At 67.1% G+C, this 14,468-nt stretch carries 15 protein-coding genes; 14 read left to right on the top strand and 1 reads right to left on the bottom strand.

Annotated elements, in window-relative coordinates:
* The first annotated feature begins 12 nt into the window (after positions 1-12).
* From priA to hisI, 4 genes are read left to right on the top strand one after another with little or no spacing between them, the layout of a single operon-like run.
* Positions 13-741, top strand: coding sequence for a bifunctional 1-(5-phosphoribosyl)-5-((5-phosphoribosylamino)methylideneamino)imidazole-4-carboxamide isomerase/phosphoribosylanthranilate isomerase PriA (priA, locus tag CEX88_RS16395; RefSeq protein WP_202931531.1), 729 nt, complete (start codon positions 13-15; stop codon positions 739-741).
* Positions 741-1,556 (top strand): inositol monophosphatase family protein, encoded by an 816-nt coding sequence (locus CEX88_RS16390; protein WP_066850276.1) that lies wholly within the window; start codon positions 741-743, stop codon positions 1,554-1,556. The genes priA and CEX88_RS16390 overlap by 1 nt, the downstream gene beginning before the upstream one ends.
* The gene (hisF, locus tag CEX88_RS16385) at positions 1,556-2,338 is read left to right on the top strand and encodes an imidazole glycerol phosphate synthase subunit HisF (RefSeq protein WP_094294280.1); all 783 of its coding nucleotides are present in this window, start codon (positions 1,556-1,558) and stop codon (positions 2,336-2,338) included. Before CEX88_RS16390 ends, hisF begins: the two co-directional genes overlap by 1 nt.
* Positions 2,335-2,685, top strand: a complete 351-nt coding sequence (hisI, locus tag CEX88_RS16380; RefSeq protein ID WP_066850271.1) for a phosphoribosyl-AMP cyclohydrolase — start codon at positions 2,335-2,337, stop codon at positions 2,683-2,685. Before hisF ends, hisI begins: the two co-directional genes overlap by 4 nt.
* Before the next feature lie 15 nt (positions 2,686-2,700).
* Here the strand turns inward: hisI and CEX88_RS16375 are convergent, their stop codons facing one another.
* Positions 2,701-3,165, bottom strand: coding sequence for a peroxiredoxin (locus CEX88_RS16375; RefSeq protein ID WP_094294308.1), 465 nt, complete (start codon positions 3,163-3,165; stop codon positions 2,701-2,703).
* Positions 3,166-3,323: 158 nt separating this feature from the next.
* On the opposite strand from CEX88_RS16375, the gene CEX88_RS16370 reads away from it, so the two are divergent.
* The 10 genes from CEX88_RS16370 (at position 3,324) to CEX88_RS16325 (ending at position 14,458) form a co-directional block, all read left to right on the top strand.
* Positions 3,324-4,043, top strand: a complete 720-nt coding sequence (locus CEX88_RS16370) for a phytanoyl-CoA dioxygenase family protein (RefSeq protein WP_094294279.1) — start codon at positions 3,324-3,326, stop codon at positions 4,041-4,043.
* A gap of 3 nt (positions 4,044-4,046) precedes the next feature.
* Entirely contained in the window at positions 4,047-5,573 is a 1,527-nt protein-coding gene (locus tag CEX88_RS16365) for an anthranilate synthase component I (RefSeq protein ID WP_066850265.1), read from the top strand.
* Positions 5,570-6,160 carry a TIGR02234 family membrane protein gene (locus tag CEX88_RS16360; protein WP_094294278.1) on the top strand — a complete coding sequence of 197 codons (591 nt, stop codon included), beginning with the start codon at positions 5,570-5,572 and terminating at the stop codon, positions 6,158-6,160. Before CEX88_RS16365 ends, CEX88_RS16360 begins: the two co-directional genes overlap by 4 nt.
* Positions 6,161-6,237: 77 nt before the next feature.
* On the top strand, positions 6,238-7,056 hold the full coding sequence (gene trpC, locus CEX88_RS16355) for an indole-3-glycerol phosphate synthase TrpC (RefSeq protein ID WP_094294277.1): 819 nt from the start codon (positions 6,238-6,240) through the stop codon (positions 7,054-7,056).
* Positions 7,057-7,059: 3 nt separating this feature from the next.
* Positions 7,060-8,319: a tryptophan synthase subunit beta gene (gene trpB / locus CEX88_RS16350; RefSeq protein ID WP_094294276.1), complete on the top strand. Its 1,260-nt coding sequence runs from the start codon at positions 7,060-7,062 to the stop codon at positions 8,317-8,319.
* Positions 8,316-9,104 carry a tryptophan synthase subunit alpha gene (trpA, locus tag CEX88_RS16345; protein ID WP_064426681.1) on the top strand — a complete coding sequence of 263 codons (789 nt, stop codon included), beginning with the start codon at positions 8,316-8,318 and terminating at the stop codon, positions 9,102-9,104. Before trpB ends, trpA begins: the two co-directional genes overlap by 4 nt.
* Positions 9,101-11,947 (top strand): prolipoprotein diacylglyceryl transferase, encoded by a 2,847-nt coding sequence (gene lgt / locus CEX88_RS16340; RefSeq protein ID WP_094294275.1) that lies wholly within the window; start codon positions 9,101-9,103, stop codon positions 11,945-11,947. Before trpA ends, lgt begins: the two co-directional genes overlap by 4 nt.
* 76 nt (positions 11,948-12,023) lie before the next feature.
* Entirely contained in the window at positions 12,024-13,448 is a 1,425-nt protein-coding gene (locus CEX88_RS16335) for an HNH endonuclease signature motif containing protein (protein WP_094294307.1), read from the top strand.
* A gap of 196 nt (positions 13,449-13,644) precedes the next feature.
* A complete protein-coding gene (locus CEX88_RS16330; protein WP_064426732.1) occupies positions 13,645-14,058 on the top strand; it encodes an NINE protein in 414 nt (137 codons plus the stop codon).
* Entirely contained in the window at positions 14,048-14,458 is a 411-nt protein-coding gene (locus tag CEX88_RS16325) for a DUF2752 domain-containing protein (protein WP_066850251.1), read from the top strand. Before CEX88_RS16330 ends, CEX88_RS16325 begins: the two co-directional genes overlap by 11 nt.
* Positions 14,459-14,468: the final 10 nt, after the last annotated feature.

Here is a 14,468-nt window from a genome sequence, read left to right as displayed (position 1 = left end):
GTGCCGAAACGTTTGATTCTTCTGCCCGCCGTCGATGTGGTCGCGGGCCGCGCTGTGCGCCTGGTGCAGGGCCAGGCCGGCAGTGAGACCGAATACGGCTCCGCGCTGGAGGCCGCGCTGACGTGGCAGCGTGACGGCGCGGAGTGGATTCACCTCGTCGATCTCGACGCCGCGTTCGGCCGGGGAAGCAACCGAGAGTTGCTGGCCGAGGTGGTTGGCAAGCTCGACGTGGCGGTCGAGTTGTCCGGTGGCATCCGTGACGACGAGTCACTGTCGGCGGCGCTCGCCACCGGCTGTGCCCGCGTGAACCTCGGCACCGCGGCGCTGGAGAACCCGCAGTGGTGCGCGAAGGTCGTCGCCGAACACGGCGAGAAGGTCGCGGTCGGACTGGACGTGAAGATCGTGGACGGAGACCACCGCCTCCGCGGCCGGGGATGGGAGACCGACGGCGGAGACCTCTGGGACGTCCTGGAACGGCTTGACCGAGAAGGCTGTTCGCGCTTCGTCGTCACCGACGTCACCAAGGACGGTACGCTCAAGGGGCCCAACCTCGAACTGCTGTTGCAGGTGACCGACCGCACCGACGCGCCGGTGATCGCGTCCGGGGGCGTATCGAGCCTCGACGACCTGCAGGCGATCGCCACACTGACCGACCGAGGAGTCGAAGGGGCGATCGTCGGAAAAGCGTTGTACGCCGGTCGGTTCACCCTGCCCGAGGCCCTGGCCGCGGTGGAGGGGTAATGGCCCTCGATGCGGCCGACCTCGACGCTCTCGTCGCCGAGGCCGCGCAGATCCTCGACGATGCAGCCGTCCCGTTCATCGACGGCCACCGCGCTGATTCCGCGGTGCAGAAGAAGGGCGACGACTTCGCCACCGAGGTGGACCTGGCCATCGAACGACAGGTCGTCGAGGCGTTGACCGCCAGAACCGGGATCGAGGTGCACGGCGAGGAATTCGGCGGCGCGGATCTCAAGTCGCCGCTGGTGTGGGTGCTCGATCCGATCGACGGCACCTTCAACTACGCCGCCGGTTCGCCGATGGCGGCGATCCTGCTGGGCCTGGTGCGTGATGGAGAACCGGTGGCCGGACTCACGTGGGTTCCCTTCACCAAGGAGCGGTTCACCGCCGTGGTCGGAGGGCCTTTGCGCAGCAACGGCGTCGAGTTGCCGATGCTGGACCGGGCAGCGCTGTCCGACTCGATGGTTGGGGTCAGCACATTCAGCGTCGACTCCCGAGGCAGGGTGCCGGGACGTTACCGACTCGCCGTCATCGAGAGCCTCAGCCGCAAGTGCTCACGCATGCGCATGCACGGTGCCACGGGCATCGACCTGGCCTATACGGCGGCCGCAATCCTCGGCGGCGCAATCAGTTTCGGTGGCCACGTGTGGGACCACGCCGCGGGTGTGGCGTTGATCCGCGCGGTGGGTGGTGTCGTGACCGACCTCGCGGGCAACGAGTGGACGGTGGACTGCCCGTCGGCGCTCGCCGGCGGCCCCGGCGTGCACGAAGAACTGCTCGATCTGCTTCGTTCGGTCGGCGATCCCAAGGACTTCTGATGGACGGCAAGGATCTGGCCGTGCGGGTCATCCCGTGCCTGGATGTCGATGACGGCCGTGTGGTCAAAGGTGTCAACTTCGCAAATCTGCGTGACGCAGGCGATCCCGTGGAGTTGGCAGCGGCCTACGATGCCGAGGGCGCCGACGAACTGACCTTCCTCGACGTGACGGCGTCTTCCTCGGGGCGGGCGACCATGCTCGAGGTGGTCAAACGCACCGCCGAGCAGGTGTTCATCCCGTTGACGGTCGGCGGCGGGGTGCGCTCGGTGGCCGACGTGGACGTGCTGCTGCGCGCGGGTGCGGACAAGGTCGCGGTCAACACCGCGGCCATCGCCCGCCCGGAACTCCTCGCCGAATTGTCGCGGCAGTTCGGTTCACAGTGCATCGTGCTGTCGGTCGACGCCCGCACGGTGCCGCAGGACCAGGAGTCGACGCCGTCGGGCTGGGAGGTCACCACCCACGGCGGGCGCCGGGGAACCGGGTTCGATGCTGTCGAATGGGCAACGCGGGGCGCCGAACTCGGTGTGGGTGAGATCCTGTTGAACTCGATGGATTTCGACGGCACGAAGGCCGGTTTCGATCTGCCGATGATCGAGGCGGTTCGCGGAGCCGTCAACGTGCCGGTGATCGCCAGCGGCGGTGCGGGGGCACCCGAGCATTTCGCACCCGCCATCGCCTCGGGGGCGGATGCGGTATTGGCCGCCAGCGTGTTCCATTTCCGAGAGCTCACCATCGCAGAGGTGAAAGCGGCGATGGCGGCCGAAGGGATAACCGTGCGATGACGCTCGATGCAGAAATCGCGTCGCGACTCAAACGCGACGCCAACGGATTGATCACCGCCGTCGTGCAGGAGCGCGGTACCGGGCAGGTGCTGATGGTGGCCTGGATGGACGATCTCGCGCTGGCCCGCACACTGGAAACCCGCCGCGGGACTTACTATTCGCGCTCTCGGCAACAGCACTGGGTCAAGGGCGAGACGTCGGGTCACACCCAATACGTCCACTCGGTGCGGCTCGACTGCGACGGCGACACGGTGCTGCTGGAGGTCGATCAGGTCGGCGGGGCCTGCCACACGGGCGATCACACTTGCTTCGACGCGGATGTGTTGCTCGCACCGGAGGACAGCTGACGACGAGAACCGGTGTCATGCCGACTGGCGCTGGCGCATCACCTCGAGAGCCTTGTCGGCGTGGCTGTCCATGCTGATCTCCGATGCGATCACGGCCAGGATCGTGCGGTCGGAATCGATCACGAAGGTGGTCCTCTTGACAGGCATGAACTTGCCGAGCAGACCCCGCTTCACGCCGAATTGCGTTGCGACGGCGCCGTCGGCATCCGACAGCAGCGGATAGTCGAACCGCTCCTTATCGGCGAACTTCGCCTGCTTGTCGACCGCGTCGGTGCTGATTCCGACGCGCTTGGCACCGACGGCGGCGAACTCCGCGGCCAGATCGCGGAAGTGGCAGGCCTCCTTGGTGCACCCAGGTGTCATCGCGGCGGGATAGAAGAACAACACGATCGGGCCGTCGGCGAGTAACTCGCTGAGGCTTCGCACTGTGCCCGACTGGTCCGGCAATTCGAACTCGGCAACTCGGTCACCCTTTTTCATGGTGGTCACGCTACGCCGCGAGTGATCGCGCGACCGCGCCGCGCGACCACCAGACCGACGTTTTGGCTGATTTCTGGCAGTCGGATCGACCATTGCGTCGGTTTCGGCCACCGAAAATCGTTGGTGCGGGACGCGGTTACCGTGAGAACCTCGCCTCGATGTTGGATCTCGACGCCTTCTGTACCGACGGCTATCTGAAGATCAACGGGGCCGCTCCGCGGGGCGTCGCGGATGCGGCGCGAACTGCGCTGTGGCAGCAGCTCGGTTTGTCGCCGGACGAGCCCGAGAAATGGCTCAAGCCCGTCTACTGGGCCAGCGACATGACGGGCGCGGGTCCGTTCGGCGAACTGATGCGAAGCCCGAAACTGGCTGCGGCGTTGGACCGCATCTGCGGTCCCGGGGGTTGGTCGCCGCGCGGCGCGCTGGGCAACATCCCCGTGCGTTTCCCGGTATCTCCGGCCGACGACGACCGCGGATGGCACATCGACGCAAACACGCCGCAGGCCGACGGGGGATGGGTGGTCACCGGACGCCCACAGACCGTGCTGTTGCTCACCGTGCTGTCCGACGTGGGCCCGGATGACGCACCGACGCGGATCAGGTCGGGCTCACACCGCGACGTGGCTCAGGTGCTCGGTCCCGAACCCGTCGCACTCGCCGAGATGGGCCGGCTCGTCGACGACGCGAGCGCGGCTCGTCCCGTGGTGTACGCCACAGGTGAACCCGGCGACATGTACGTGCTGCACCCGTTCACCGTGCACGCCGCCGACGAGCATCGCGGCAGGACACCGCGGTTCATGGCGCAGTCGCCGATCCTGCTGACCCGCCCGCTCACGCCCGCGTCGTCGTCGGCACTGGGGCACGTCTGGGACACTTGACCCGTGCAGACCACGGCCGACCTCGCGATCACCACCTCGCGGGAGGACTTCCGCGCGCTGGCCGCCGAGCATCGCGTGGTGCCGGTGACCCGCAAGGTCCTCGCCGACAGCGAGACCCCGCTGTCGGCGTACCGCAAACTGGCCGCCAACCGGCCGGGAACGTTCCTGCTGGAATCGGCGGAGAACGGCCGTTCGTGGTCGCGCTGGTCGTTCATCGGGGCCGGTGCGCCGTCGGCGCTTACCGTTCGTGACGGTGAGGCCGTGTGGTTGGGCACGACGCCGCAGGACGCGCCGCAGGGCGGCGACCCGCTGCAGGCGCTGCGCGCGACGCTGGAGCTTCTCAAGACCGAGCCGGTGCCGGGCTTGCCGCCGCTGTCGAGCGGGCTCGTGGGCTTCTTCGCCTACGACATGGTCCGGCGCCTGGAAAAGCTCCCCTCGCTGGCCGTCGACGATCTCGGCCTCCCGGACATGCTGCTGCTGTTGGCCACCGACATCGCAGCGGTCGACCACCACGAAGGCACCATCACGTTGATCGCCAACGCGGTCAACTGGAACGGCACCGACGAGCGGGTGGACTGGGCCTACGACGACGCGGTGGCCCGCCTCGACGTGATGACCGCCGCGCTTGGTGAGCACCTGCCGTCGGCGGTCGCGACGTTCAGCCGACCCGAGCCGTTGCACCGCGCTCAGCGCACGCTCGAGGAGTACGAGGCCATCGTCGAGAAGCTGGTTCGCGACATCGAGGCCGGCGAGGCGTTTCAGGTCGTGCCGTCGCAACGGTTCGAGATGGAAACCGAAGCCGACCCGCTTGACGTGTACCGGATGCTGCGGGTGACCAACCCCAGCCCGTACATGTATCTGCTCAACGTGCCGAATGCCGCTGGCGGACCAGACTTCTCGGTCGTCGGCTCCAGCCCGGAAGCATTGGTGACCGTCAAGGACGGACGGGCCACCACACATCCGATCGCGGGTACGCGCTGGCGCGGCGCGACCGAGGAAGAGGACCTGCTGCTCGAAAAAGAGCTGCAGGCCGACGAGAAGGAACGCGCCGAGCATCTGATGCTCGTCGATCTGGGCCGCAACGATCTGGGCCGGGTCTGCCGGCCCGGCACCGTACGCGTCGAGGACTACAGCCACATCGAGCGCTACAGCCACGTCATGCACCTGGTGTCGACGGTGACGGGCCTGCTGGCCGACGGCAAGACCGCATTGGACGCGGTGACCGCCTGTTTCCCGGCAGGCACGCTTTCCGGTGCCCCGAAGGTACGGGCGATGGAGCTGATCGAGGAGGTCGAGAAGACGCGTCGCGGCCTGTACGGCGGGGTGCTGGGATATCTCGACTTCGCGGGCAACGCCGATTTCGCGATCGCCATCCGCACCGCCCTGATGCGCGACGGCACCGCGTACGTGCAGGCAGGCGGTGGCGTCGTCGCAGATTCCAACGGTCCCTACGAGTACACCGAGGCGGCCAACAAGGCGCGCGCGGTGCTCAATGCCATCGCCGCCGCCGAGACGCTGACCGAGCCATGATCAGGCTCGCCCAACTCGGTCTCGTGCTCGCGGCAGCCGGGCTCTGGGTGGCGTCGCGGATGACCTGGGTCGAGGTGACCTCGTTCGACGGCCTCGGCGAGCCGAAGACGGTCGCCCTGTCCGGCAGCACCTGGTCGACCGCTCTGATCCCGCTGGCGGTGCTCCTGCTGGCCGCCGCGGTCGCCGCCTTGGCGGTGCGGGGATGGCCGCTGCGGCTGCTGGCTCTGCTCGTCGCGGCGGCCAGCGCCGGGACCGCGTATCTGGCCATCAGCCTGTGGGTCACTCGGGATGTGGCGGTACGCGCCTCGCACATCGCGGAGGCGCCGGTTGCGGACCTGGTCGGTACCCAGCGGCACTACGCGGGAGCAGTAATCACCCTGGTCGCCGCGGTGGTCGCGCTGGCCTGCGCGGTGTTGTTGATGCGGTCTGCGGCCCGTGAGCGCACCGGCGCGGCCCGGTACTCGCGACGCGCCCCGCAACCCGACGAACCCGCAGGCGAGATGTCCGAACGCGCGATCTGGGACGCCCTCGACGCGGGTTCCGATCCGACGCAGGATGCGACGAATCCGGACAACAAGGGCCGGTGATCGGCGGTGTTGTGGTGGCGGCTACCCTTCGTGGTTGAAGATCGTTCGGTGTTTCCGGGGGAAGGGAAGCGGCACTCATGAGTTCGGCGACGGTACTCGACTCGATCATCGAGGGAGTCCGAGCCGACGTCGCCGCCCGCGAGGCCCTCATCCCGCTCGCCGACATCAAAGCCAAGGCCAAGGACGCGCCGCCCCCGCTGGACGTGATGGCCGCGCTGCGCGCCCCGGGGATCGCGGTGATCGCCGAGGTGAAGCGTGCGAGCCCCTCGCGCGGCGAACTGGCCCCCATCGGGGATCCGGCCGAACTCGCGAGCGCCTACGAAAGCGGCGGTGCGCGCATCATCAGCGTGCTCACCGAAGAGCGTCGCTTCAACGGATCGCTCGAGGACCTGGACGCGGTGCGCGCCGCGGTGTCAATCCCGGTGTTGCGCAAAGACTTCATCGTTCGGCCCTACCAGATCCACGAGGCGCGCGCCCACGGCGCGGACATGTTGTTGCTCATCGTCGCGGCGTTGGAGCAGCCGGTGCTGGAGTCGTTGCTGGAGCGCACGGAATCGCTGGGCATGACCGCTCTGGTCGAGGTGCACACCGAGGAGGAGGCCGACCGTGCGCTGTCGGCCGGCGCCGCGGTAATCGGCGTCAACGCACGCGATCTCAAGACGTTGAAGGTCGACCGGGATTGCTTCGCGCGGATCGCTCCGGGATTGCCGACCGACGTCATCCGCGTCGCGGAGTCCGGGGTCCGCGGCACCGCTGATCTGCTGGCGTACGCCGGTGCGGGTGCTGACGCGGTGCTCGTCGGTGAGGGTCTGGTCACCAGCGGTGACCCGCGCAGCGCCGTCGCCGATCTGGTCACCGCAGGCACCCATCCGTCGTGCCCGAAACCAGCGCGTTGAGAAGTGGCCGATCTCGCCGGGCCTGAGCTGCCCCGTTCCAGCGCGGCCGTAGCCGAGCCCACGGCCCACGACCCCGACGAGCGTGGCCACTTCGGTGTCTACGGCGGAAGATTCGTCGCAGAGGCGTTGATGGCCGTCATCGAGGAAGTCACCACGGCCTACGAGAAGGCGCGCGGAGATCAGACCTTCCTCGACGAGTTGGATCGCCTGCAGCGGCACTACAGCGGACGCCCTTCACCGTTGTACGAAGCCGAACGGTTGTCCGAGCACGCCGGCGGCGCGCGAATCTTCCTGAAACGAGAAGACCTCAACCACACCGGATCCCACAAAATCAACAACGTCCTCGGCCAGGCCCTGTTGGCCAGGCAGATGGGCAAGACCCGCGTGATCGCCGAGACCGGCGCGGGGCAGCACGGGGTGGCGACGGCGACGGCGTGCGCGCTGCTCGGCTTGGAGTGCGTCATCTACATGGGTGCCGTCGACACGGCGCGCCAGGCGTTGAACGTCGCGCGGATGCGTCTTCTGGGGGCGACGGTGGTGTCGGTCGAGGCGGGCTCGAAGACATTGAAGGACGCGATCAACGAAGCGTTCCGCGATTGGGTGACCAACGCCGACAACACCTACTACTGCTTCGGCACAGCCGCCGGACCCCACCCGTTTCCCACGATGGTGCGCGACTTTCAGCGGGTGATCGGACTCGAGGCGCGCGCCCAGATCCAGGCGCAGGCGGGCCGGCTGCCCGATGCGGTGACGGCCTGTGTCGGCGGCGGATCCAACGCGATCGGAATCTTCCACGCGTTCATCGATGACCCCAACGTGCGGCTGGTGGGTTATGAAGCCGCCGGTGATGGTGTCGATACCGGACGGCACGCAGCGACTTTCACCGGGGGATCACCGGGTGCGTTTCAAGGCTCGTTCTCATACCTGCTGCAGGACGAAGACGGTCAGACCATCGAATCACATTCCATTTCAGCGGGTTTGGATTATCCAGGGGTCGGGCCGGAGCACGCGTTCCTCAAGGACATCGGCCGCGCAGAGTATCGGCCGATCACCGACACCGAGGCAATGGACGCGTTCTCGTTGCTGTGCCGCACGGAGGGGATCATTCCTGCGATCGAGTCGGCGCACGGACTCGCGGGTGCCTTGCAGTTGGGGCAAGAGCTGGGGCCCGGAACAATCGTGCTGGTGAATTTGTCCGGACGTGGCGATAAGGACGTCGAGACCGCGGCGAAATGGTTCGGCTTGCTGGACGGTGTGCCGTGAGTCGGCTGGCACCGTTGTTCGATACGTGCCGAAGCGAGGCGCGCAGTGCACTGATCGGTTACCTGCCGACCGGATTTCCCGATGTGCCCGGCTCGATCTCGGCGATGACTGCACTGGTCGAGAACGGGTGCGACCTCGTGGAGGTCGGCATCGCGTACTCCGATCCCGGTATGGATGGCCCGACGATCGCGGCGGCTACCGAGGCGGCGCTGCGCGGGGGAGTGCGGGTGCGAGACTCGCTGGCCGCGGTCGAGGCGATCACCAATGCCGGCGGCAGGGCCGTGGTGATGACGTACTGGAACCTCGTGCTGCGGTGGGGTATCGACGCATTCGCTCGAGATCTGGCCTCGGCGGGCGGCCTCGGGATGATCACGCCCGATCTGATTCCCGACGAAGCCGACGAATGGCTCGCGGCCTCGGAGACCTACGACTTGGACCGGATATTCTTGGTGGCGCCATCATCCACACCGGAACGGCTGACGATGACGGTGCAGGCATCACGCGGATTCGTCTACGCCGCATCGACAATGGGTGTGACCGGTGCGCGTGACGCAGTGTCGACGGCTGCGCCCGAACTGGTTCGCCGGGTGAAGGCCGTCTCGGATATCCCTGTTGGCGTGGGCCTTGGGGTCCGGTCGGGCGCCCAGGCAGCCGAGATCGGTGCCTACGCCGACGGAGTGATCGTGGGATCGGCGTTGGTGTCGGCGCTGCAGAACGGTGTCGAGGCGGTCGGAGCGTTGACAGCCGAACTCGCCGACGGCGTCAGGCGAAGGGTTACTGCGTGACGACGACTGTCTTGGCCGCCATCCCCAGCCCGGCTCAGGGCGTCTGGCAGCTCGGTCCCGTGCCGATCCGGGCGTACGCGGTCTGCATCATCGTCGGCATTGTGGCGGCGCTGATCATCGGTGACCGGCGCTGGGAAGCGCGCGGCGGCGAACGCGGGGTCATCTACGACATCGCCTTGTGGGCCGTGCCGTTCGGATTGATCGGCGGTCGGCTCTACCATGTGGCGACCGACTGGTGGCGCTACTTCGGGGACAACGGTGCCGGGTTGGCCGGCGTGATCCGAATCTGGGACGGCGGTCTCGGAATCTGGGGAGCCGTCGCGTTCGGTGCCGTCGGCGCGTGGATCGCCTGCCGGCGCAGAGGCATTCCGCTGCCCGCGTTCGGGGACGCGATCGCGCCCGGAATCATTCTCGCGCAAGGGATCGGTCGCCTCGGCAACTATTTCAACCAGGAGCTGTGGGGCGCCGAAACGACGCTGCCCTGGGCGCTGAAGATCTACGAGCGCCGAGATTCATCCGGCATGATCGACAATCTCAACGGCGTGTCGACCGGTGAAGTCGTTCACCTCGTCCACCCCACTTTTCTGTACGAACTGCTGTGGAATCTGCTGGTTTTCGTGGTTCTCATCTACGTCGATCGCCGTTTCAAGTTCGGCCACGGCCGCCTGTTCGCGTTGTATGTCGCGTGCTATTGCGTGGGCCGCTTCTGGATTGAGCTGTTGAGGGTCGACGACGCGACGCTGATCGAGGGCGTCCGGATCAACTCCTTCACGGCGACGTTCGTGTTCATCGGCGCAGTTGTCTACATCATGGCCGCGCCGAAGGGCCGCGAAGATCCCGCAAGCCTGCGGGGCGAGCCACAGCCGGAACGCACGACCGTCGAGGAGCTGACCGAGGAACTGGCCGCCGTGGCCTCGACGACAGGGGTGGTGGCGGCTGCCAAGGCTGCGGCCGCCGACGAAGACGAGACATCGAAAGCAACCTCGGAAGCGGTGAACGCCGAATCGCTCACGGCAGATGTTCCGGAGGGCGAGGAGGTCCCGGTCGAGGACGTGTCGGCCGAGGAGCTCGGCGCGGACGTGGCAGGTGTGCCGGCGGACGACGTGGAAGAGGCCGAGGAGTTCGCAGCAGAGGGCGACGAGGAATCGGCGGAAGAGCCCGAGACTGAGATCGAGGCGGTCGCCGAAGCCGAAGCTCTCGCCGAAGAGGTGGACGAGGCGCCTGCCGAGGAGATTCTCGAGGCGGAGGAGTTCGCCGAGGCCGGTGCAGCGGCCGACACGGGCGGTGTCGGTGCGGTCGAGGGTGAGGAGGCCAGCGACGCGCTGGTCGACGCCGCCGAGGTCCACGAATCTGCGGTCGAGGGCGAGGCAGCGGCCGAGGATCTGGCAGACGAGGCGGCGGCACGGACGACTGTGGTGCCACCGGCGAAGGCGCGGCGCAGGCTGCGGTTCTGGTCGAAGCGCGGGCGCAAGGACGTCGCGGAGGAGCCCAGTGGAGCTGCCGACGTAAGCAGTGCGGCGGTAGCGGATGCGCCCGCCGAGGCGGAGTCGGTCGTTGAGGCCGGCGGTGTGGGTGCCGTCGAGGGTGAGGAGGCCAGCGACGCGCTGGTCGGCGCCGCCGAGGCCCACGAGTCGGCGGTCGAGGGTGAGGCAGCCGCCGAAGAGTTGGCCGATGAGGCCGAGGCTGAAGCCATCGACGAGCCCGACGCTGGCGTGCCCGAGACGGAGGCGGTCGCTGAGGCCGAGGCGCTGGCTGAGGGTGTGGACCAGGCGCCGGCGGAGGAGATTCTCGAGGCGGAGGAGTTCGCCGAGGCCGGTGAAGCCGGTGACGCCGGTGGCGTGGGCGCGGTTGAGGGTGAGGAGGCCAGCGACGCATTGGTCGACGCCGCGGAGGCCCACGAGTCGGCGGTCGAGGGTGAGGCAGTCGCCGAAGAGTTGGCGGACGAGGCCGAGGCTGAAGCGGCTGACAAGGTTGAAGCTGACGAAGCCGACGAAGGGACGGACGAGACCGAGACCGAGACCGAGACCGAGACCGACGAGGCTGACGCCGACGCAGCCGCCGTTGCCGGTGAACCCGCCGATGCCGGTGGTGTCGGTGCGATTGGGGGTGAGGAGGCAAGCGACGCGCTCGGAGACGCCGCCGAGGCGCACGAGTCTGCGGTCGAGGGTGAGGCAGTCGCCGAAGAGCTGGCGGACGAGGCTGAGGCTGAAGCCGACGAAAGCGACGAGCCGACTGTTGCCGGTGAACCCGCCGATGCAGGTGGTGTCGGTGCGGTCGAAGGTGAGGAAGCCGGCGACGCCCTCGCAGACGCTGCCGACGCACATGAGTCGGCGGTCGAGGGCGAGACGGTTGCCGAAGAGTTGGCAGCCGCGGCCGAGGCTGAAGCCAATGAAAGCGACGCGACTGATGCCGGTGAACCCGCTGACACCGGCGGCGTCGGTGCGGTCGAACGTGAGGAAGCCGGCGACGCGCTCGCAGACGCTCCTGAGGCACACGAGTCGGCCGTCGAGGGCGAGACTGTTGCGGACGGAGTGGCAGACGCGGCCGAGGCTGAAGCTGACGAGACCGACGCAACCGGCGAGGCCGACGCCAAACAGTCGGCCGACACGGAAGCGACGGAAGATGTTGCGGTGAGCGAAGAATCGCCCGACTCCGACGCTGATGACGTCAGTAGTGTGGGCGCGGTCGAAGGTGAGGACGCCAGCGACGCGCTCGTAGACGCTCCTGAGGCGCACGAGGCAGCCGTCGAGGCTAAAGCCGCAACCGAAGAGCTCGCAAACAAAGCCGAGGACTCGGACGGCCGGCGAGTGCGTAAGTGGCTGCGCCGCCGTCGGAGAGGTTAGACCTTTCTCCCGGGTTCTCCACAGCCCGACTGTCGAATGCGCTGTGCTGTCGGTGGGTTCGAGTAGTGTCGAACTCATGTTCGAAGACGCTTCCGCTGGCGATCTAATCGCCCTTATGGGTGAAGAGGCTCGCGAGGAGGCTGCGGCGATGGGGCGCCGGCTGGCGCTCGTCGCCGAACTCTACGCACGGCGCGTCACCGAGCATATCGAAGCCAAGATGTTTCTAACCGATGTCGCTGTCGTCGTAGCGGCAGAAATATCGCCCGTTCAGAACATCAGTCATGCCCGCGCGCTCAGTCAAGTACATGCGGCGAACACGTTGCGCGAACGGCTTCCCCGGGTAGCAGAAGTGTTTCGACGCGGGTGGATCGATTACCGGGTGGTGGCCACCATCATGTCTCGCACCGAGAACGTCGAGCCCGACATCATGCCCGCGCTCGATGAGGCGCTGGCTGCCAGGGCCGAAAAGTGGATGAAACTGTCTGGTCCCAAACTGATTGACCGCGTGGACATGTTCGTAGCACGCTTCGATCCGGAAGCAGTGCGGGTCCCGCGACGAGCCGAGGACAATCGCCACATCAACGTCGAGCCGGGCTGTCCAGGGATGGCTTGGATCGGGGGCAATCTGCGGGCGACCGATGGTGCGGCACTGGACAACCGACTGAATGCTTTGGCCACCACGGTGTGCGAAAACGATCCTCGAACCCAGCAGCAGCGCCGCGCCGATGCATGTGGACCGCTGGCTCGCGGGGAATCCACACTGCCCTGTGAATGTGGGCTCGACGACTGCCCCGCAGCCGCAGAACGCGCGGCCGCAACGACGGCCATCATCCACGTGCTTGCCGAGCAGGCCACCCTCGAGGGAGGCAGTGACAAGCCCGGTTACCTGAAGGGCTTCGGGGTGCTGCCCGCCGAGTCGATTCGTAAGACGGCCAAGACCGCGCAACTGAAGCCGTTGACCGTGCCGACCAAAGCCGACAACGGGTACCGGCCCAACGCGGCGCTGCGCGACTTCCTGCAGTGGCGAGACCTGACCTGCCGATGGCCGGGCTGCGACAAGCCGGTGCACCAGTCCGACGTCGACCACACCACTCCTTGGCCCCAGGGTCCGACGCATCCGTCGAACACCAAGCACTACTGCCGGACTCACCATCTGATCAAGACGTTCTTCTGTGGACTCCGTGGCTGGACTGATCAACAGTTGGCCGACGGCACAATCGAGTTGATCGGGCCCACGGGACACGTGTGGCGCAGCGAACCCCATGGCGCAAGCATGTTTCCGGCACTCGGGCAGTCGACGGGCGAGCTTGAGATTCCCGCCGATACCGCGGACGGCACGGCCGATCGGACCTTGATGATGCCCCGGCGCAAACAGACACGCGAAGACGACCGTCGCGATCGCATAAAAGCCGAACGTCGCCAGCGCGCCGAGCTGATTGCCGAAGAAGAACGGCAGCGGCAAGCCTGGCTGGCCGCCAACTACCAACCGCCACCGTTCTGACACGCGCGGTATCGGTACTTGCGAAGTCCTTCCGCGGTCGCTCCAGCGAATCAGATTGAGCGACAATCTCTTGACCTTTGTCGGCTACGACCGCCGGGTTCGTCGAGCCTCCGCAGACATCGGGGCAATGCCGTGAGGCCAGTGCGCACAGAAATCTTACTGACTGGCACCACCCCCGTCTGGCATGCTGGGTGCCATGACGGAGCCGCAGTTCGGTGGTAGTGAGCATGGCAGCACGCCCCCGCAAGAGCCGAATTACCAGCCGCAATATCCGCCCCCGCCAGGCAGCGAGTACGGGCCGCCGCCGGGGGGTTACCCGTCGGCATACGGCGACCCATTGGCGCCCTACGGCCGTCACCCCATTACGGGCGAACCCTATTCCGACAAGTCCAAACTCGTCGCGGGGCTGCTACAGCTGCTTGGCCTCTTCGGCCTGGTCGGCATCGGCCGCATCTACCTCGGCTACACCGGGCTGGGTATAGCGCAATTGGTCGTCGGCCTGATCACGTGCGGTATCGGCGCCATCATCTGGGGCATCATCGACGCCATCATGCTGCTCACCGACAAAGTCCGCGATCCTCAGGGGCGCCCGCTGCGCGATGGCACCTAGCGTCGGCACGAGCCGCAAGCGGCTTTACGGCGCACTCGGTGCAGGCGCCGTCCTGACTGGCGCGCTGGCCTACATCGGCATCGCCGATCCGCATCGCCCGGGTTTCATCTTTCCGGCCTGCCCCTTCAAGGCGCTCACCGGTCTGGACTGCCCCGCCTGCGGCGGACTGCGCATGACGCACGATCTGCTGCACGGCGATCTCGCTGCGGCCGTGGTGGACAACCTCTATCTACTCGTCGGCCTTCCCCTTTTGCTGACGTGGCTTCTGGTCCGATGGCGCCAGAGCAAACCGGTGATGAACACCCCGATGATTGTCGTGATTGTGGTCTCAGCCCTGACCTGGACAGTGGTACGCAATCTTCCCGGATTCCCGCTGGTCCCCACGGTTCTCGACGGGTGAGCGCTTAGCC

It is taken from the genome of Mycobacterium neumannii (assembly GCF_002245615.1).
GTDB lineage: Bacteria > Actinomycetota > Actinomycetes > Mycobacteriales > Mycobacteriaceae > Mycobacterium > Mycobacterium neumannii_A.
The sequence above is the reverse complement of the archived record's forward strand: the minus strand, read 5'-3'. Positions and strand labels throughout refer to the sequence as shown.